This window comes from Mycobacterium mantenii (assembly GCF_001667865.1).
GTDB classification, from domain to species: Bacteria; Actinomycetota; Actinomycetes; order Mycobacteriales; family Mycobacteriaceae; genus Mycobacterium; species Mycobacterium mantenii_A.
Genome location: NZ_LZJP01000089.1, coordinates 91,602 through 109,292 on the forward strand (window position 1 = coordinate 91,602; position 17,691 = coordinate 109,292).

20 protein-coding genes and 1 tRNA gene are annotated in these 17,691 nt (G+C 68.1%); 13 read left to right on the forward strand and 8 right to left on the reverse strand.

Features of this window, described 5'->3' with window-relative positions:
* The first annotated feature begins 20 nt into the window (after positions 1-20).
* From clpS to rph, 7 genes are all read left to right on the forward strand, one after another.
* Positions 21-326, forward strand: coding sequence for an ATP-dependent Clp protease adapter ClpS (gene clpS / locus A5688_RS14190; RefSeq protein WP_067096345.1), 306 nt, complete (start codon positions 21-23; stop codon positions 324-326).
* Between the two features lie 24 nt (positions 327-350).
* The gene (locus tag A5688_RS14195) at positions 351-932 is read left to right on the forward strand and encodes a DUF2017 domain-containing protein (protein ID WP_067837863.1); all 582 of its coding nucleotides are present in this window, start codon (positions 351-353) and stop codon (positions 930-932) included.
* 16 nt (positions 933-948) lie between these two features.
* The gene (locus tag A5688_RS14200) at positions 949-1,989 is read left to right on the forward strand and encodes a P1 family peptidase (RefSeq protein ID WP_067837864.1); all 1,041 of its coding nucleotides are present in this window, start codon (positions 949-951) and stop codon (positions 1,987-1,989) included.
* Positions 1,990-2,025: 36 nt separating this feature from the next.
* Complete coding sequence (locus A5688_RS14205; protein ID WP_067837867.1) at positions 2,026-2,709, forward strand: rhomboid family intramembrane serine protease; 684 nt, start codon at positions 2,026-2,028, stop codon at positions 2,707-2,709.
* Positions 2,706-3,521, forward strand: coding sequence for a glutamate racemase (murI, locus tag A5688_RS14210; protein WP_067837868.1), 816 nt, complete (start codon positions 2,706-2,708; stop codon positions 3,519-3,521). Before A5688_RS14205 ends, murI begins: the two co-directional genes overlap by 4 nt.
* Before the next feature lie 73 nt (positions 3,522-3,594).
* Complete coding sequence (locus tag A5688_RS14215; RefSeq protein WP_067837869.1) at positions 3,595-4,377, forward strand: cyclic nucleotide-degrading phosphodiesterase; 783 nt, start codon at positions 3,595-3,597, stop codon at positions 4,375-4,377.
* A 75-nt stretch (positions 4,378-4,452) separates the two neighbouring features.
* The gene (gene rph, locus A5688_RS14220) at positions 4,453-5,232 is read left to right on the forward strand and encodes a ribonuclease PH (protein WP_067837870.1); all 780 of its coding nucleotides are present in this window, start codon (positions 4,453-4,455) and stop codon (positions 5,230-5,232) included.
* Between the two features lie 147 nt (positions 5,233-5,379).
* On the opposite strand, the gene A5688_RS14225 is transcribed toward rph, so the two are convergent.
* A complete protein-coding gene (locus tag A5688_RS14225) occupies positions 5,380-5,823 on the reverse strand; it encodes a nitroreductase family deazaflavin-dependent oxidoreductase (protein ID WP_067837872.1) in 444 nt (147 codons plus the stop codon).
* Positions 5,824-5,982: 159 nt separating this feature from the next.
* Here A5688_RS14225 and rdgB point away from each other — a divergent pair, with 159 nt between their 5' ends.
* The gene (gene rdgB / locus A5688_RS14230; RefSeq protein ID WP_207546669.1) at positions 5,983-6,597 is read left to right on the forward strand and encodes an RdgB/HAM1 family non-canonical purine NTP pyrophosphatase; all 615 of its coding nucleotides are present in this window, start codon (positions 5,983-5,985) and stop codon (positions 6,595-6,597) included.
* 164 nt (positions 6,598-6,761) lie between these two features.
* Here the strand turns inward: rdgB and A5688_RS14235 are convergent, their stop codons facing one another.
* From A5688_RS14235 to A5688_RS14245, 3 genes are read right to left on the reverse strand one after another with little or no spacing between them, the layout of a single operon-like run.
* Positions 6,762-7,112 carry a DUF3817 domain-containing protein gene (locus A5688_RS14235; protein WP_067837874.1) on the reverse strand — a complete coding sequence of 117 codons (351 nt, stop codon included), beginning with the start codon at positions 7,110-7,112 and terminating at the stop codon, positions 6,762-6,764.
* Positions 7,109-7,489, reverse strand: coding sequence for a hypothetical protein (locus A5688_RS14240; protein WP_067837875.1), 381 nt, complete (start codon positions 7,487-7,489; stop codon positions 7,109-7,111). The genes A5688_RS14235 and A5688_RS14240 overlap by 4 nt, the downstream gene beginning before the upstream one ends.
* Positions 7,490-7,505: 16 nt before the next feature.
* Positions 7,506-8,243 carry an LAGLIDADG family homing endonuclease gene (locus A5688_RS14245; protein WP_067837876.1) on the reverse strand — a complete coding sequence of 246 codons (738 nt, stop codon included), beginning with the start codon at positions 8,241-8,243 and terminating at the stop codon, positions 7,506-7,508.
* Positions 8,244-8,331: 88 nt separating this feature from the next.
* Here A5688_RS14245 and A5688_RS14250 point away from each other — a divergent pair.
* Both A5688_RS14250 and A5688_RS14255 read left to right on the forward strand, forming a co-directional pair.
* Positions 8,332-8,415, forward strand: a tRNA-Leu gene (locus A5688_RS14250).
* A 127-nt stretch (positions 8,416-8,542) separates the two neighbouring features.
* Positions 8,543-8,890, forward strand: coding sequence for a hypothetical protein (locus A5688_RS14255; protein WP_207546681.1), 348 nt, complete (start codon positions 8,543-8,545; stop codon positions 8,888-8,890).
* Between the two features lie 9 nt (positions 8,891-8,899).
* On the opposite strand, the gene A5688_RS14260 is transcribed toward A5688_RS14255, so the two are convergent.
* A complete protein-coding gene (locus A5688_RS14260; RefSeq protein WP_067911548.1) occupies positions 8,900-9,325 on the reverse strand; it encodes a thiol-disulfide oxidoreductase DCC family protein in 426 nt (141 codons plus the stop codon).
* Between the two features lie 243 nt (positions 9,326-9,568).
* Between A5688_RS14260 and A5688_RS14265 the strand changes: the two genes are divergently transcribed.
* The 3 genes from A5688_RS14265 (at position 9,569) to A5688_RS14275 (ending at position 15,087) form a co-directional block, all read left to right on the forward strand.
* Complete coding sequence (locus A5688_RS14265; RefSeq protein ID WP_067838011.1) at positions 9,569-12,181, forward strand: ABC transporter ATP-binding protein/permease; 2,613 nt, start codon at positions 9,569-9,571, stop codon at positions 12,179-12,181.
* Positions 12,178-13,923 (forward strand): ABC transporter ATP-binding protein, encoded by a 1,746-nt coding sequence (locus A5688_RS14270; protein WP_067911635.1) that lies wholly within the window; start codon positions 12,178-12,180, stop codon positions 13,921-13,923. Before A5688_RS14265 ends, A5688_RS14270 begins: the two co-directional genes overlap by 4 nt.
* A gap of 87 nt (positions 13,924-14,010) precedes the next feature.
* Entirely contained in the window at positions 14,011-15,087 is a 1,077-nt protein-coding gene (locus tag A5688_RS14275) for a phosphotransferase family protein (RefSeq protein WP_067911545.1), read from the forward strand.
* A 4-nt stretch (positions 15,088-15,091) separates the two neighbouring features.
* Here A5688_RS14275 and A5688_RS14280 read toward each other — a convergent pair whose 3' ends face one another.
* From A5688_RS14280 to A5688_RS14290, 3 genes are read right to left on the reverse strand one after another with little or no spacing between them, the layout of a single operon-like run.
* On the reverse strand, positions 15,092-15,520 hold the full coding sequence (locus tag A5688_RS14280; protein ID WP_067911542.1) for a pyridoxamine 5'-phosphate oxidase family protein: 429 nt from the start codon (positions 15,518-15,520) through the stop codon (positions 15,092-15,094).
* 46 nt (positions 15,521-15,566) lie between these two features.
* A complete protein-coding gene (locus A5688_RS14285) occupies positions 15,567-16,388 on the reverse strand; it encodes a mycofactocin-coupled SDR family oxidoreductase (protein WP_067911540.1) in 822 nt (273 codons plus the stop codon).
* Between the two features lie 34 nt (positions 16,389-16,422).
* Positions 16,423-17,607: an acyl-CoA dehydrogenase family protein gene (locus A5688_RS14290; RefSeq protein WP_067911632.1), complete on the reverse strand. Its 1,185-nt coding sequence runs from the start codon at positions 17,605-17,607 to the stop codon at positions 16,423-16,425.
* Between the last annotated feature and the right edge of the window lie 84 nt (positions 17,608-17,691).

The window sequence follows — 17,691 nt, forward strand, 5'->3', positions numbered from 1 at the left end:
CCCTCGGTATCGTGTAGGCCATGGTTGTTATGTCAGCGCCCACGAAGCCGGGCACTACAGGACAACGAGAGTCCGCTCCGGTAGAGGCCACGACAAGCCCGTGGGTCACGATCGTCTGGGACGACCCGGTCAACCTGATGACCTACGTGACATACGTGTTCCAGAAGTTGTTCGGTTACAGCGAGCCGCACGCCACCAAGCTGATGCTGCAGGTGCACAACGAAGGAAAGGCCGTGGTGTCCGCCGGCAGCCGGGAGTCCATGGAAGTCGATGTGTCCAAGCTGCACGCCGCCGGTTTGTGGGCGACGATGCAGCAGGACCGCTGAAGCCCGAGGCGCTGGCGATTCCCTGTGCGCAAATGGAAGCGGGTCGAGACCGCCGACGGTCCCCGTTTTCGGTCGTCGCTGGCCTCCCATGAGGCCGCCCTGCTCAGAAACCTGGCGACGGCGATGATCGGTTTGCTCGACGAGCGTGAATCTTCCTCGCCCGCAGACGAACTCGAAGAGATTACCGGGATCAAGACCGGAAACGCCGAACCGCCGAACGATCCCACGCTGCGCAGGCTGCTGCCCGACTTCTACCGGCAAGACGACGAGGACGACGCGTCGCCCGATGCCGCGGACAGCCTCAACGCCGCCCTGCGCAGCCTGCACGAGCCCGACATCGTCAACGCCAAACGCGTTGCCGCACAGCGGTTACTGGATACGGTTCCCGACGACGGCGGCCGGTTCGAACTCACCGAGGAGGACGCGAACTCCTGGATCGGGGCGGTCAACGACATCCGGTTGAGTTTGGGCGTCATGTTGGAGGTCGGGCCGGACGGCCCCGAGCGTCTGCCACCCGATCATCCGCTGGCCGTGCACTTCGACGTGTACCAGTGGCTGACCGTGCTGCAGGAGTACCTGGTCCTGGTGCTCATGGGTCCCCGATGACCGCGACGGACGCCCGATGAACGCCATCACCGACGTCGGGGGAATCCGCATCGGCCACTACCAACGACTGGACCCCGACGCGTCCCTGGGCGGCGGCTGGGCCCGCGGGGTGACCGTCGTGCTCGCCCCGCCGGGTACCGTCGGCGCCGTTGATTGCCGCGGCGGGGCGCCCGGCACCCGGGAGACCGACCTGCTGGACCCGGCCAACACCGTGCGGTTCGTGGACGCGGTGTTGCTCGCCGGGGGCAGCGCCTACGGGCTGGCCGCCGCGGACGGTGTCATGCGCTTCCTGGAGGAACGCGAACGCGGTGTGGCGATGGACGGCGGAGTGGTGCCCATCGTGCCGGGAGCGGTGATCTTCGATCTCCCGGTCGGTGCCTGGGAGTGCCGGCCGACGGCCGAGTTCGGTTACGCGGCCTGTGTCGCCGCCGAGGACGGCACGGCGATGGGTGTCGGCAGCGTCGGCGCCGGCGTCGGGGCCCGCGCCGGGGTGCTCAAGGGCGGTGTGGGAACGGCCTCGACGACGCTGCCGTGCGGCGTGACCGTGGGCGCGCTGGTCGTGGTGAATTCCGCCGGTGAGGTCGCCGACCGGGCGACCGGCCTGCCGTGGATGGCCGACCTGATTGATGAGTTCGCGCTGCGGCCACCGCCGGCGGAACAGGTCGACGCCTTCGCCCAGTTGCCGACGGCGTCCACTCCGCTGCAGAACCCGCTCAACACCGTCATCGGGGTGGTGGCCACCGACGCCGCGCTGAGCCCCGGCGCGTGCCGTCGCGTCGCCGTGGCCGCCCAGGACGGCCTGGCCCGCACCGTCCGGCCGGCGCACACCCCGTACGACGGCGACACCGTGTTCGCGCTTGCGACCGGGGCCGTGGAGGTGCCACCCGCGGCCGACGCACCCGCCTCGTTTTCGCCGGAGATGCGGCTGGCCGCCGAGGTGGGTGCCGCGGCGGCCGACTGCGTGGCGCGCGCCGTGCTGGTCGGTGTGTTCGCCGCGGATTCGGTCGCGGGGATACCGACCTACCGCGAGGTGTTGCCCGGGGCTTTTCCCTCATGAAAAGTTCACCGCCGTCCGCCCCGGTAACCTGCAGCTATGGGTAAGAGCACCGGGCGTCCCGCCGCACCGGCGACCCGGGCGAAGCGGCCCGCGTGGGCGGTGGGTGCCGCCACCATCCTGACCTTCGTGGCGCTGCTCTACCTCGTCGAGTTGATCGATCAGCTGACCCGGCACTCCCTGGACCAAAACGGCATCAGACCGCTTGAGGCCGACGGGCTGTGGGGGATCGTCTTTTCTCCCGTCTTGCACGCCAGTTGGCAGCATCTGATGGCTAACACGGTCCCGCTGTTGGTGCTGGGATTCCTGATGACGCTCGCCGGCCTGTCGCGGTTCATATTCGCCACGGCCATCGTCTGGATTCTGGGCGGCTTCGGCACCTGGCTCATCGGCAATGTCGGCGCGCGCTGCCCGTACGTCGGCGTACGCTGCGAGACCACCCACATCGGTGCGTCGGGCCTGATCTTCGGCTGGTTGGCGTTCCTGATCGTGTTCGGCTTCTTCACCCGCAAGGTGTGGGAGATCGTCGTCGGCATCATCGTGTTGTTCGTCTATGGCGGCGTCCTGCTCGGCGTGCTGCCCGGCACGCCCGGCGTGTCCTGGCAGGGCCACCTGTGCGGGGCGATCGCCGGCGTCGTGGCCGCCTACGTCTTGTCCGCACCGGAACGTAAGGGCCGGACGTCGAGGAAAGTCGGCGCCGCCGCGCCGCGGCCCAAGACATGAGCGCGGCATTGGCGCCCATCGGGGTCTTCGACTCCGGTGTCGGGGGACTCACCGTCGCGCGGGCGATCATCGACCAGCTGCCCGACGAGGACATCATCTACGTCGGCGACACCGGCCACGGCCCGTACGGTCCGCTGACCATCCCCGAGGTCCGGGCGCACGCCCTGGCCGTCGGTGACGATCTCGTCGGCCGCGGCATCAAGGCGTTGGTCATCGCCTGCAACACCGCGTCCGCGGCTTGCTTGCGCGACGCCCGCGAACGCTACGACGTGCCCGTGGTGGAGGTGATCCTGCCGGCGGTGCGCCGTGCGGTCGCGACCACCCGCAACGGGCGGATCGGCGTCATCGGCACCCAGGCGACCATCAACTCGCACGCCTATCAGGACGCGTTCGCCGCCGCCCGCGACACCGAGATCACCGCGGTGGCCTGCCCGCGCTTTGTCGACTTCGTGGAGCGCGGCGTGACGAGCGGGCGCCAGGTGCTCGGGCTGGCCGAGGGCTATCTGGAGCCGTTGCAGCGGGCGCAGGTCGACACCCTGGTTCTCGGCTGCACGCACTACCCGCTGCTGTCGGGACTCATTCAGCTGGCGATGGGTGACAACGTGACGCTGGTCTCCAGCGCCGAGGAAACCGCCAAGGAGGTGCTTCGGGTGCTTACCGAGCGCGACCTGCTGCGGCCGCACGACGCGCCGCCCGCGACCCGGGTCTTCGAAGCCACCGGCGACCCCGAGGCATTCACGAAGTTGGCGGCGCGATTCCTGGGTCCCGCGGTCACCGGCGTGCAGCCCGTTCACCACGTGCGGATCGATTAGCCGTGCCGACGAGATTCTCATCACATCAATGCGGCGATGTTTTCGTCACGGTCCCATCGGGCATGGCACAGTAGTGTCCGTGCGAATAACCGTGCTCGGCTGCTCGGGCAGCGTGGTGGGGCCGGATTCGCCCGCGTCGGGTTATCTGCTCCGGGCACCGGACACTCCGCCGTTGGTCATCGACTTCGGCGGGGGCGTTCTCGGCGCGCTGCAGCGCTATGCCGATCCCGGATCCGTGCACGTGCTGTTGTCGCATCTGCATGCCGATCATTGTTTGGATTTGCCCGGACTTTTCGTTTGGCGGCGCTATCACCCGACGCGCCCCGACGGCAAGGCTTTGCTGTACGGCCCCGGGGACACCTGGTCGCGGTTGGGCGCGGCGTCGTCGCCCTACGGCGGCGAGATCGACGATTGTTCGGACATCTTCGACGTTCGTCACTGGGTCGACGGCGAGGCGGTGACGATCGGCGCGCTCACGGTGACCCCTCGAGTGGTGGCTCACCCGACCGAGTCCTATGGCCTGAAGATCACCGATCCCTCAGGCGCGTCGTTCGTCTACAGCGGTGACACCGGTGCGTGCGATCAACTTGTCGACCTGGCTCGCGGTGCCGATGTCTTTCTCTGCGAAGCCTCCTGGACGCACTCCCCGGACCGTCCGCCCGCCTTGCATCTGTCGGGCACCGAGGCCGGCCGGGCCGCGGCCGAGGCCGGCGTTCACGAACTGTTGCTGACGCACATCCCGCCGTGGACCTCGCGGGAGGACGTGATCAGTGAGGCCAAGGCCGAGTTCGATGGGCCGGTGCACGCGGTGGTGTGCGGGGAGACGTTCGATATCCGCCGCTCCGAAAGGGTCTGAGCCACGCGCGACCGCGCCGAGTCGCCCGGCTCCTCAGCGCGGGGCGCGCATCGTCGGCGGGCTAGTGTTGGCTTCGTGACGAGACGAGAAGACGGCCGCCTTGACGACGAGCTTCGGCCTGTCGTCATCACCCGCGGTTTCACTGACCACCCCGCCGGTTCGGTGTTGATCGAATTCGGCCACACCAAGGTGATGTGCACCGCCAGCGTCACCGACGGGGTGCCGCGCTGGCGCAAGGGTTCGGGCCTGGGGTGGCTGACCGCCGAGTACGCGATGTTGCCGTCGGCGACTCACTCTCGCTCGGACCGCGAATCGGTGAAGGGCCGCCTGTCCGGGCGCACCCAGGAGATCAGCCGGCTGATCGGTCGGTCGCTGCGGGCCTGCATCGACCTGGCGGCGTTGGGGGAGAACACCATCGCCGTCGATTGCGACGTCTTGCAGGCCGACGGCGGCACCCGCACCGCGGCCATCACGGGCGCCTTCGTGGCGCTGTCCGATGCGGTGACGTATCTCGCCGCGGCGGGCAAGCTGTCCGATCCCCGCCCGTTGTCGTGCGCGATCGCGGCGGTCAGCGTCGGCGTGGTCGACGGCCGGATCCGGGTCGACCTGCCCTATGAAGAGGACTCCCGCGCCGAGGTCGACATGAACGTCGTCGCCACCGACACCGGGACCCTGGTGGAGATTCAGGGAACCGGTGAGGGCGCCACCTTCCCGCGTTCGACGCTGGACAAAATGCTCGACGTGGCCCTGGCCGCATGCGAGAAGTTGTTCTCCGCGCAGCGCGAGGCGCTGCAGCTCCCGTACCCCGGTGACCTTCCCGAGGGGGCTCCGGCGCCGAAGGCGTTCGGCAGCTGACCGTGCCTGATGGTGACGACCCGCAGCGCCCGGCTTCGCCGCGCTTGCGATCGTCACGCCCGCTGGTCGCCAGCCTGACCTTGACCTAACTGTCCCGCGGTTTACCACCGCCGACACCGCGGCCAAGACGAGACAACTTCCGGTCGGTTATGACCCGTCCTTCTGCAGCTCGAATATCGGGATGACGCGGGTGGTCTTTGACTGGTAGTTCTCGAACGCGAACGCGGGTACCTTCGCGTTGATCTTCGGGATGACCGCCTGACGCTCGGACGAGTCGAGCTCGTGCGCGACGACGTCGAACGAGTCGGTGGCGACTTCAACGCGCGCCCGCGGGTTGGCCCGCAGGTTGTGCACCCATCCCGGGTTGACGTCGGCGCCACCGTAACCCGCGACGATCAGCAGCTTGCCGTCGATACGGAAGACCACCAGCGGCGCGACGCGCGGCTCGCCGGATTTCGCGCCCTTCGTAGTGAGTAGCAACAGCTCGTTGCCCTCGAATCGTCCGCCGACCTTGCCGGCGTTGGCGCGGAACTCGCCGGTGATGTTGTTATTGATCGCCTTGAGCGTCTCGGTATCGGGTTTGTGGCTCACCCTGGGGGAAGCTGGTTCGTCGCCCTGTCTATTCCTTGCGGAACGTGCCTTAAGCCGTGGCGGCACTGCTGAGCGATTCGCGCCGCCGACCCATCGGCTCGCAGTCCGTAAGGTGGCCGGGGTGCATCGGCAACGGCCCAGACGCGTGGTTAGGAATAGATGATGACCCGGCTGCTGGTCGCCAGCCGCAATCCGAAGAAGCTGGCCGAGTTGCGCCGGGTGCTCGATTCTGCCGGCCTGACGGGGCTGACGTTGGCGTCGCTCGACGATGTGGCGCCGTTCGAGGAAGCGCCCGAGACGGGCGCGCTTTTCGAGGACAACGCCTTGGCGAAGGCGCGGGATGCGTTCACCGCGACCGGACTGGCGAGTGTGGCCGACGATTCCGGGCTGGAGGTGGCCGCGCTCAACGGCATGCCGGGTGTGCTGTCGGCGCGCTGGTCGGGTAAGCACGGCGACGACGCCGGCAATACCGCATTGCTGCTGGCGCAAATGCGCGACGTGCCCGACGGCCGGCGCGGCGCGGCGTTCGTGTCCGCCTGTGCGCTCGTCTCGGCCGCCGGCGAGGTCGTCGTCCGCGGCGAGTGGCCCGGCAGCATTGCCCGCGAACCGCGCGGCCATGGTGGCTTCGGTTACGACCCGGTGTTCGTTCCTGATGGCGATAACCGCACCGCGGCGGAGCTGAGCCCTGCGGAGAAGGACGCGGTGTCGCATCGCGGTCGCGCGTTGCGGTTGCTGTTGCCGGCGCTGGAATCGCTGGCCCGATCCCGGGATTAAAACGCTCCGCATGGCATCGGCAACAGGCGTCACTTAAGTCCCGGCGCAGGATGATTGACGTTTTGCCCGCCTTTGAGCGACAAATCGCTATTGCCCGGCGTTGTCGCGCAAAGGTGGGCACTCGCGGTGCCATGCCGGGGAGAGACCGGTGGGGCGGATGTGACCTAGATGCCGAAGCGCGCCTTGACGTCCCTGGTCTGGAAATGCTCGACGATGATGCCGAGCAGCGGGACGGTCCCGGAGAGCAGCACGCCCACCGTCTTGCCGAGCGGCCAGCGCACCTTGACCGCCAGGTTGAAGGCGGTCAACACGTAGATGAAATACACCCAGCCGTGGACGACTTCGATCCAGCGGATCTCGTGGCCGAAGGCGAGGTGCGAGACGATCTCGTAGCACAGTGCGATCAGCCACAGACCGGTCGTCCACGCCATGATCCGGTAGCCGACCAACGCGGTGCGGATCTTGTCGACGGGGACTGCGGGCACTGGCGCCCCGGGCGTCTCCGGTGTGGTCATGCGGTTGTCCTCTTCTGCTTTTCGGCGTCTTGCGCGGCGAGCTCGGCCAGGTAGGTGTTGTACTCCCGTAGCGCTGGGTCGTCGGATTCCTGCGGCGGGGGCTTGGGTCGCTCGGGCAACAGCCCGGCGGGTATCTCGGTCATCGCGTCGGCGCTGCGCGGCTGTGGTGGTTCCTCTTCGTAGCGAACGAATTTGCGGTACGCGTACACGCAGAACCACGCGAACAGCGGCCACTGCAACGCATAGCCGAGATTCTGAAATGAGCCGGAGACGGACTGGAACCGGGTCCACTGCCACCAGCCCAGGGCCAGGCAGCCGCATGCCGCGACGATCACCAGAGCGATCAGCGCCGGCCTGCGACGATGTGTAGTGGACACCCCTTGACCGTACCGCTCACGATTTGGCCCCGACGAATTCGTCGAGGCGCGCCACCGCCGCCTTGCGATAGACGGCGATGACGTAGCGGCTCGATCGCGTCCACGGGATGCCGAGGTCGTCGAGCGCATCGGTGAACAACCCGCGAATGTCGTCGGATCGGTTCGAGAAGTGGTAGCGGACACTTCGGACCCCGCGGTCGTTTGCGACCACACGGCATCCGTCGCTATCGATGAGGCCGCGAATGAACTCCTGGGTGGCTTGCTTGACGAGCACTTCTTGCCATGGCTCCAACCGGATCGGCCTTAGGTGCTTCTTGCCGGGACCATGTTGGGGGAGCAGGCATGGCCAGTGTTTCGAGTACAGCGAGACGACTACGCAGCCATTGGGCTGTGGGTGGATCGACGCGCGCTGGCCGGGCATCAGGGCGTCGATGGCTACCCGGCAGCGTTCGATGATTTCGGGATATTTTTTGTCCAGCGTGACGCGGAGACGCCAGACTCGTCGATCTCGTGAGACGCAACCGTCACCGAGGTACAGGCCAAGGACGTAGGAATATGGCGCGGCCGGAAGAGCACCGAAGTCGTGAAGGTTGCCGCAGTCTGACCCGCCTAAAAGCCGCGGTCGAATCTGCGGCCTGCGCCGCCAATCCTGCACTGTCGGTCGCGGCACAACGAGCTGTCGCGCAATCGCGCAGTCGTTTACACCAGCTGCGATGAGGCGCCGCGCCGCGTCAAATTGCTCCGCTGAGCGCACGTTGCCGCCTCTCGTCCTTGATAACCCAAGTTAGATCACGCCGCCGACATGTTCTGGCAGCGCTAAGCGGATAAGATCACGAGCGCTTGCGGGCGTGGCGAAACTGGAAAACGCGCCGGCTTTAGGTGCCGGTGCTCGAAAGAGCGTGGGGGTTCGAGTCCCCCCGCCCGCACAGATGCTCCAGGACGGTCGGGTCTAGCTTCGCTTGCGAGCCGCACGGCCAGATGGGAGGCAACAGCAAACGAACCCGAGCCGAAGATTTCCAACGGTGTGTGCGTCAAACCCTCCATCGCGGGTACCTGAAACTCACCGGACGGAAGGGAAACGCCATGCCCACCGGAACACAACCCACACCGCCAGGCGAAAAAGCCGTCACCGCAGAAGAAATCGAGGTCGCAGAACGCAGAGCCGCCGTAGCCCGCGAACGCGCGTTTCGCGCGGGGCTGTCCGCGGCGCAAAGCTTCGAAGACTCCGCGATCCAGCATGAACGAGTCGCGAAGCTACAGGACCGGGCCGTCGAACGGGGCTCGCTCGACGCTGACGTGCACCGCAGGTCTGCGGTCATCCACCGCCAAGCGGCGGCAGACGACCGCAAGCTGGCCGAGCTGAAGCGGAAACAATCCGCGGATTACGGCGCCGGCTCCTAACCCACGCTCTCAGTCCGCCACGAATCGGGTGCGCACCTGCGGCGCCGGCAGCGGACAACTGTCGTACTTGCCGCCGACGCGATAGCGGACGGCGGCGAACCTGTCGTAGAGCCAGTCGCGCAGCGGAGCCGGAATGGCGCGCGCAACCGTGAACACCCGCCACGCTCCGCCGAGATAATCGGCCACGCGCAGTACGGCATCGGACCGGACGGCCACCCGCTCAGAGGGTCGGCCGGGGTCATCGACGAACACCACCGAATCGACGCCCCCGATCTCCGGATGCCGCTCGATGATCGCCTTGGCGAAGACGCTCTCTAGGGCCGCGAAGCGCAGGGGACCGGTGGGATCGAAGCGAAGGATCGTGCGCACCGACCGGTTGCACACCCCGCACACCCCGTCGTACAGGAGCACCGGCGCCGTCGACTCACCGCTCATTCCTGTCACGTTACCGACGGGCACGGATCATGGCGGGGACCGAGGTTGACCTATGGTTAGGCAACCCTTAGTTTGTGCGGTAACGTACCCAGCCGTGACCGCCTGGCCGGTGATCAGCTCGCCGAACTCAGGGTGTACGCGGCCGTCGCCGGCCGCCCCGATCCGTGGCCTCACGGCGATGATTGCGCCGGGTCGTCAGATCGGTGAGGCCGCCGCGCCGTGCGCCGCAAGAAAGGACCGGTGATGGCACGCGGATTCTCCGGTGTGATGCTGCGCAGCTTCGGTGCGCGCGACCACACCGCGACGGTGATCGAAACCGTCCGGATCGCCCCGCATTTCGTGCGGGTACGCATGACCTCGCCCACGCTCTTCGAAGACGTGGATGCCGAACCGGCCGCCTGGCTTCGGTTCTGGTTCCCGGACCCGGACGGGTCGAAGACGGAATTCCAGCGCGCCTACACGATCTCGGAGGCGGACGTCCCCGCCGGACGCTTCGCCGTCGACATCGTGCTGCACGACCCCGCCGGCCCGGCATCGCTCTGGGCGCGCACCGTGCAGCCCGGGGCCAGCATCGCGGTGATGGCGCTGATGGGCTCGTCGCGATTCGATGTGCCCCACGAGCAGCCCGCCGGTTACCTGCTGATCGGCGACTCGGCATCCATTCCGGGAATGAACGGGATCATCGGGGTCGTCCCCGACGACGTCCCGATCGAGCTGTACCTCGAACAACATGACGACAACGACACGTTGATCCCTATCGCCCGGCATCCCCGGCTGCGCGTGCACTGGGTGCCCCGCCACGACGAGAAGTCGCTTGCGGCCGCGATCGAGAGCAGGGATTGGTCCAACTGGTATGCGTGGGCGACGCCCGAGGCCACGACGCTCAAGCAGGTTCGAACCCGGCTGCGCGACGAATTTGGCTTTCCCAAATCCGAGGTGCACGCCCAGGCCTACTGGAGCGCCGGGCGCGCGATGGGCACCCGGCGCGGCGACGAGCCGGACTCGCCCGACACGATCGCACCCGGCGTATCCGCGGAAGACCTTGCGGCGCAGCTGGAATCGGCTCCGCAGGTATCCGACGCGCCACCCGTCCCGGCGGCCCGCGGGAACTGGCGCGCCCAGGGCGCCGGCCGGCTGCTCGCGCCGCTGCGCTCGGCGCTGATCCTCTCGGGCGTGTTGCAGGCGGTGATCACGCTGGTGCAACTGGCGCCGTTCGTGTTGCTGGTCGAGTTGGCCCGGCTCCTGGTATCCGGGGCGCCCGCATCGCGACTGGTCGATCTCGGCATCGCCGCGGTATCGCTGCTGGGCCTGGGAGCGCTGCTCGGTGCCGCCCTCACGCTCTGGCTGCACGTCGTCGACGCGCGATTCGCCCGAGATTTGCGGTCGCACCTGTTGCGCAAGGTGTCTCGGCTACCCCTGGGCTGGTTCACCGCACGCGGGTCGGGGTCGATCAAGCAACTACTGACCGACGACACGCTGTCGTTGCACTACCTGGTCACCCATGCCATTCCGGACGCGGTCGCCGCCGCCGTCGCTCCGGTCGCGGTGCTGGTCTACCTGTTCGCCGTCGACTGGCGGGTCGCGCTGGTTTTGTTCGCGCCCGTGCTGGTGTACCTGGTGCTGACGTCGTCGCTGACGATTCAGTCCGGCCCGCGCATCCCGCAGTCGCAGCGCTGGGCGGAGACGATGAGCGGTGAGGCCGGCGCATACCTGGAGGGCCAGCCGGTGATTCGCGTCTTCGGCGGCGCCGCCGCGTCCAGCTTTCGGCGCCGGCTGGACGAATACGTCGGCTTCCTGGTCGCCTGGCAACGCCCGCTGGCCGGCAAGAAGACGTTCATGGATCTGGTCACCCGTCCCTCGACGTTCCTCTGGCTCATCGCGGTCACCGGCACATTGCTGGTGGTAACGGGCCGGATGAATCCGGTCGATCTGCTGCCGTTCCTCTTGCTGGGCACCACATTCGGCGCTCGACTGCTCGGCATCGCCTACGGCCTGGGCGGCATCCGGGCCGGCATGCTGGCCGCCCGACGCCTGCAGAACACGCTGGATGAGGCCGACCTCGCGGTGCGAGACCGCGACGAGACCACCGGGGAGCCGGCCGCGACGGTGGTGTTCGACCACGTCGGCTTCGGCTACCGCCCCGACGTCCCGGTCGTTCACGACGTATCGCTGACCTTGCGGCCCGGCACGGTCACCGCGCTGGTCGGCCCCTCCGGATCCGGCAAGTCGACGCTGGCCGCCTTGCTGGCGCGGTTCCACGACGTCCAGCAGGGTTCGATCCGCGTCGGGGGACAAGACATTCGGTCGATTACCGCCGACCAGCTCTACGCCCAAGTCGGATTCGTCCTGCAGGAAACGCAATTGGTGCACGGCACCGTCGCCGAAAACATCGCGCTGGCCGTCCCCGATGCCACCGCGGCACACATCGAACAAGCGGCCCGTGAGGCGCAGATCCACGACCGCATCATGCGACTGCCGGATGGCTACGACACCATTCTCGGCGCCGGAAGCGGGCTCTCGGGTGGTGAACGCCAGCGGCTCACCATCGCCCGCGCGATCCTGGCCGACACCCCGGTGTTGATCCTGGACGAGGCTACCGCTTTCGCCGACCCGGAATCGGAATACCTTGTGCAGCAAGCGCTCAACCGGCTGACGCAGGACCGCACCGTGCTGGTGATCGCGCATCGCTTGCACACGATCACCCGGGCCCACCAGATCGTCGTACTCGACCACGGCCGCATCGCCGAACGCGGCACGCACGACGAGCTGCTGACCGCCGACGGCCGGTACCGACGGCTGTGGGACGGCGGTCGCGCGCAGGTGGCCGCCGGCGCGCCGGGCGAGGGGGCGCGATGATCCGCACCTGGTTGGGTCTGGTTCCGGCGGATCGCCGCAACCGGGTCATCGCCTACACGGTGCTGGCATTGGTCTCCGTGGTGGCACGCGCGGTGGCCACCGTGATGTTGGTCCCGCTGCTGGGTGCGTTGTTCGGCGACGTCCCGCAGCGCGCGTTGGTGTGGCTGGGCTGGCTGACCGCCGCGACCGTGACGGGTTGGGTCGTCGACACCGCGACCGCGCGCATCGGTTTCGACCTGGGTTTCGCGGTGCTGGATCACAGCCAGCACGACGTGGCGGATCGATTGCCCGGCGTGCGGCTGGACTGGTTCACCGCCGAGCACACCGCGACGGCACGACAGGCGATCGCTGCCACCGGACCCGAACTCGTCGGGCTCGTCGTCAACCTGCTCACGCCGCTGATCTCCGCCGTCCTGCTGCCCGCGGCCATCGCCGTGGTCTTGTTGCCGGTCTCCTGGCAGCTGGGGGTCGCCGCGCTGGGGGGCCTGCCGCTGCTGCTGGGCGCGTTGTGGGCGTCGGCGCGCCTGGCGCGCCGCGCGGATGCCGCGGCGGCCGACGCCAACAGCGCGCTCACCGAGCGGATCATCGAGTTCGCCCGGACCCAGCAGGCATTGCGGGCCGCGCGGCGCGTCGAGCCCGCGAGGAGTCTGGTCGGCGACGCGCTGGCGGCACAACACGGAGCCACCATGCGCCTGCTCTCCATGCAGGTTCCGGGCCAGCTGCTGTTCAGCCTCGCCAGCCAGCTCGCGCTGATTCTGCTGGCCGGGGCGACCACCGCGCTGACCGTGAACGGCACGCTCACGGTGCCCGAGGCGATCGCGCTGATCGTCGTCATCGTCCGTTACCTCGAACCGTTCACCACCATCAGCGAGCTGGCGCCGGCGCTGGAGAGCACCCGCGCCACGCTCGACAACATCCGGCGCGTGCTCACCGCGCCGCTGATGAACGCCGGAACCGCGACGCTGGAGGGCGCCGCGGCGCCCCGTATCGAGTTCGACGACGTCATGTTCCGCTACCCAGCTGTCGGTGGCGCCACCGACCTGGTGCTCGACGGGGTGAGCTTCACGCTGGAGCCGGGCAGCACCACGGCGATCGTCGGACCGTCCGGTTCGGGCAAGAGCACCATCCTGGCGCTGATCGCCGGGCTACACGAGCCCGCCGGTGGCCGGGTGCTGATCGACGGGGTGGACGCGGCGACGCTGGACACCGAGGCCCGGCGGGCAGCCAGCAGCGTCGTCTTCCAGCATCCCTACCTGTTCCACGGCTCGATCCGCGACAACGTGCTTGCCGGAGATCCCGGCGCCGGCGACGAGCACTTCGCGCGGGCGGTGGCACTCGCGCGCGTCGACGAGCTCGTCGGGCGGCTGCCCGACGGCGCCGACACCGTCGTCGGCGAGGCCGGCTCGGCACTGTCCGGTGGTGAGCGCCAACGGGTCAGCATCGCCCGCGCGTTGCTCAAACCCGCCCCGATCCTGCTGGTAGACGAGGCGACCAGCGCTTTGGACACCGAGAACGAGGCCGCGGTGGTCGACGCGCTCACCGCCGACCCGCACTCGCGCACCCAGGTGATCGTCGCGCACCGGCTGGCCAGCATCAGCCACGCCGACCGCGTGCTGTTCCTCGACAACGGACAGGTGGTCGAGGACGGCGCGGTCGACGAATTGCTCGCTGCGGGTGGCCGTTTCGGCGAATTCTGGCGGCAGCAGCACGAAGCCGCCGAATGGCGCATTCTGGCCGATTAGCGTACCGCGATGGACCGCAACTCTTGCGGTATGCCTTACAGTTTGTCAGTCGGACCGAGCGGTCTGCGTACAGGAGGCGTGCTGCTTATGAGTGCTGTGCTGTCGATACCGCGTTACCCCGGCGACGTGACCCCGCAGTGGTTGTCGGCCGCGCTCAGCGGGAGCGGCGCACCTGTCGAGGTCGCCGACGTGGACGTGGTCGCGATCGGCACCGGACAGACCGGGGCGACCTACCGGGTCACCGCTCGCTACGCGACGGATCCCGGTGACCTGCCGCCGACCTTCGTGATCAAACTGCCCGCCCAGGACGACACGGTGCGCGACCGGGTGGTGATCGGCTACCGCAGCGAATGCGCCTTCTACTCCTCGGTCGCGGATCGGGTGCAGGTGCCGACGCCGCGGTGCTTTTACTCCGAAATCAGCGAGGATGCAATGGATTTCGCCCTGCTGCTGGCCGATCAGGCGCCGGCGGTGCAGGGCGATCAGCTCGTCGGCTGTGGCGAAACCGAAGCGCGCCTTGCGGTTACCGCGCTGGCCGGCCTGCACGCGCCGAGTTGGTGCGATCCCGTCTGGCTCGATTTCCCGGGCATCGCCTTCGGCCGGCCGGATGAAGCCGGCGCGGGCGGGATGGGCGAGGTGGCGAAGATGAGCGCCGACATCACCCTGGAGAAGCTGGGCGATCGGATGAGCCCCGAAGACCGCGACACCTTCCGCGCGGCAATGGGTTCGATTGCGCCGTGGCTGCTGTCCGAGTACGACCGGTTCGCCTTGCTGCACGGCGACTACCGGCTGGACAACCTGCTGTTCGATCCCGAGCGCACCAGGGTCAGCGTCGTCGACTGGCAGACCCTCGGCGTCGGTTTGCCGGCCCGCGACCTCGCCTACTTCACCGCGACCAGCCTCAATTCCCGGCTGCGCGCCGGCATCGAAGAAGAGCTCGTCGCCGCCTACCACCGCTCGCTGACGGCGCTCGGGGTCAGCGACTACGACCGCGAAACATGTTGGCGCGACTACCGGCTCGGGGTGTTGCAGGCACCGCTCATCTCGGCGCTGGGATTCGCGTTCGCCGCGGCCACCGAGCGCGGCGACGACATGGTGCTGACCATGCTCAGCCGCGGCTGCCGGGCGATTCGCGACCTGGGGACGCTGGACCTGATCGGCTGAGGACTCAGAGGTCGCCGGTGAAATCGGCGCTCAGCCAGCGGTCCGGCCGGATGGTGAAGAGCACCTCCTCGACGCCTTCCATGCTGCGCACGAACGCGCGGCCGCCCTCCTCGCCGAGGTACCGGACGGCGGTCGACTCCTGCAGGTCCGCCGGGGCCGGCTTGGTGGTCTCGACGACGGTGCCTTCCACCACCACGTACTGATACGGCGGCTCCTCACGCTGAACCACCAGCGTCACCGCCCCGGTCTGCGCGATCAGGCGGGCCTTGCGGCTCGACGCCCCGGTCATGATCCGGATGTCCCCACCGGGGGTGTAGTCATACCAAATCGGGACACTGGCCGGCGGCCGGCCTTCGGTGGCGGCGACGGACAGCACCGCCACGTGCTTGTCGGCGAGGAACTCCTGGCGCTCGGTTTCGCTGAAGGCTCTCATGACGAGTGCAAACGCCGGGACCGTGGAGCTATTCCCGTGCGACCGGTCAGTACTGCGTCGAACCCTGATCGACCGGGATCTGGGCCGCGGTGACCTTGCGCGACTCATCGCTGGCCAGCCAGCACACGGTGTCGGCGATCTCCTCCGGCTCGGCGACCCAGTCGGGCAGGAACGGTGTGAGGACGTGCGACAGCTGTGGGTTGGTTTCCATCGTCTTGCCCACCGCCGTGACCATGTCGCCGGATCCCATCGCTGTGTTCACCGGACCCGGGTGCACACTGTTGACCCGGATCGAGTGCTTGCCCAATTCCGCGGCGAACGCCCGCGCCAACCCCGTTACGGCATGCTTGCTGGCGGTGTAGTGAATCATGAACGGCTGCATCTTCATTCCGGCCGCCGAACTGATCAGGATGATGGAGCCGCCGCGGCCGCCCTCGATGATCTTGTCCGCGCCCGCCATCACGGTGTTCCAGGTGCCGGTGACGTTGATGTCCATCACGTCGCGGAAGTTCTCCGGCGTGATCTCGTCCCAGGCCTGCGGGGCCGCGACCCCGGCGTTGGCGACGATGACGTCCAGGCGTCCCAGCTCGGCGACGCCATCCGTGACGACCTTGCGGAGTTCGTCGAAGTCGCGGGTGTCCACGACCGAGGCGATGATCCGGCGGTCGGCCGCCTCGACCAGGCGCACGGTCTCGCTCAGGTCATCGGGAGTCGCCGGGTCGTAGGGCACGCACGACGGCAGCTTGCCGGCGATGTCGACGGCGATGATGTCCGCGCCTTCGGAGGCCAGGCGCACCGCGTGCGCCCGGCCCTGTCCGCGTGCCGCGCCGGTGATGAATGCCACTCTTCCGGCAAGCTTGCCGCTCATGGTTGCTCCTCTGTTGGGTTCGGCGCGGCCACCGCTAGCGCTGCGCCGCCTTGACGAGATTCGATCCGATGATCAAACGCTGAATTTCACTGGTGCCCTCGTACAGCCGGAGCAAACGCACATCACGGTAGATGCGCTCGACGGCCACGCCCCGCATGTAACCCGTGCCGCCGTGAATCTGCACCGCGAGATCCGCGACGTTTCCGGCCATTTCGGTGCAGAAGACCTTGGCGGCCGACGGTGCGATCCGGCGATCCTCGTTCGCTACCCACAGCCGAGCGGCCTCGCGCACCAGCGCACGGCCGGCCATCACACCGGTCTGCTGGTCGGCGAGCATGCCCTGCACCAGCTGGAAGCTTCCGATCGGCGTCCCGCCCTGCGTCGCGGTGGCGGCGTACGACACCGATTCGTCGAGCGCGCGTTGAGCAGCGCCCACCGCGAGCGCGGCGATGTGCACCCGCCCGCGGGCCAACGACGTCATCGCTGCTCGATATCCGTGGTCTTCACTGCCGCCGACGAGCGCATCGGGGCCGACGCGGACGTCGGTGAAGTTGACGTCGGCCGTCCAGGCGCCTTCCTGGCCCATCTTGGCGTCCTTGGCGCCCACCTCGACGCCCGCGGCGTCCGCGGGAACCAGGAAGACGGCGATCCCCGGGCCCTGATCGTCGGCGGGCCGGGTCCGTGCGAACACCACGAAGAGATCGGCGACGGGCGCGTTGGTGATAAACCGCTTCTGGCCGGAGATGACCCAAGCCCCATCCTTTCCGGAGCCGTCGCGAACGGCTTTGGTCCGCAGCCCGGCGGGGTTCGATCCGGCGCCGGGCTCGGTCAGCGCGAAGGAGGCGACGACGTCGCCCGAAGCGATCGACTCCAGCCAGCGGGATTTCTGTTCGTCGGTTCCGAACCCGACCAGAACCTGCCCGGCGATGCCGTTGTTGGTGCCGAACATCGACCGCAGCGCCAGGGACGTGTAGCCCAACTCCATCGCCAGCTCGACGTCTTGCCTGAGGTCGAGGCCAAGACCGCCCCACTCCTGGGGAATCGCGTAGCCGAACAGTCCCATCTTCTTGGCCTCGTCGCGCAGGTCGTCGGGGACGCGATCGGTGTCGAGGATCTCCTGCTCGCGCGGGACGACGACGCTGCGCACGAATTGCCTTGTCTGAGAGTGGATCTCACGGAAGTCTTCGTCCGATACTTCAGCGAATTCGGCGGTCGCCATCGACTCCACGCTCCTCTCCCCATCCGGGGCACCCCGGTTCAGAGCAGGATCCTATATCAAATATGATATTTGCCGGCACGTGCC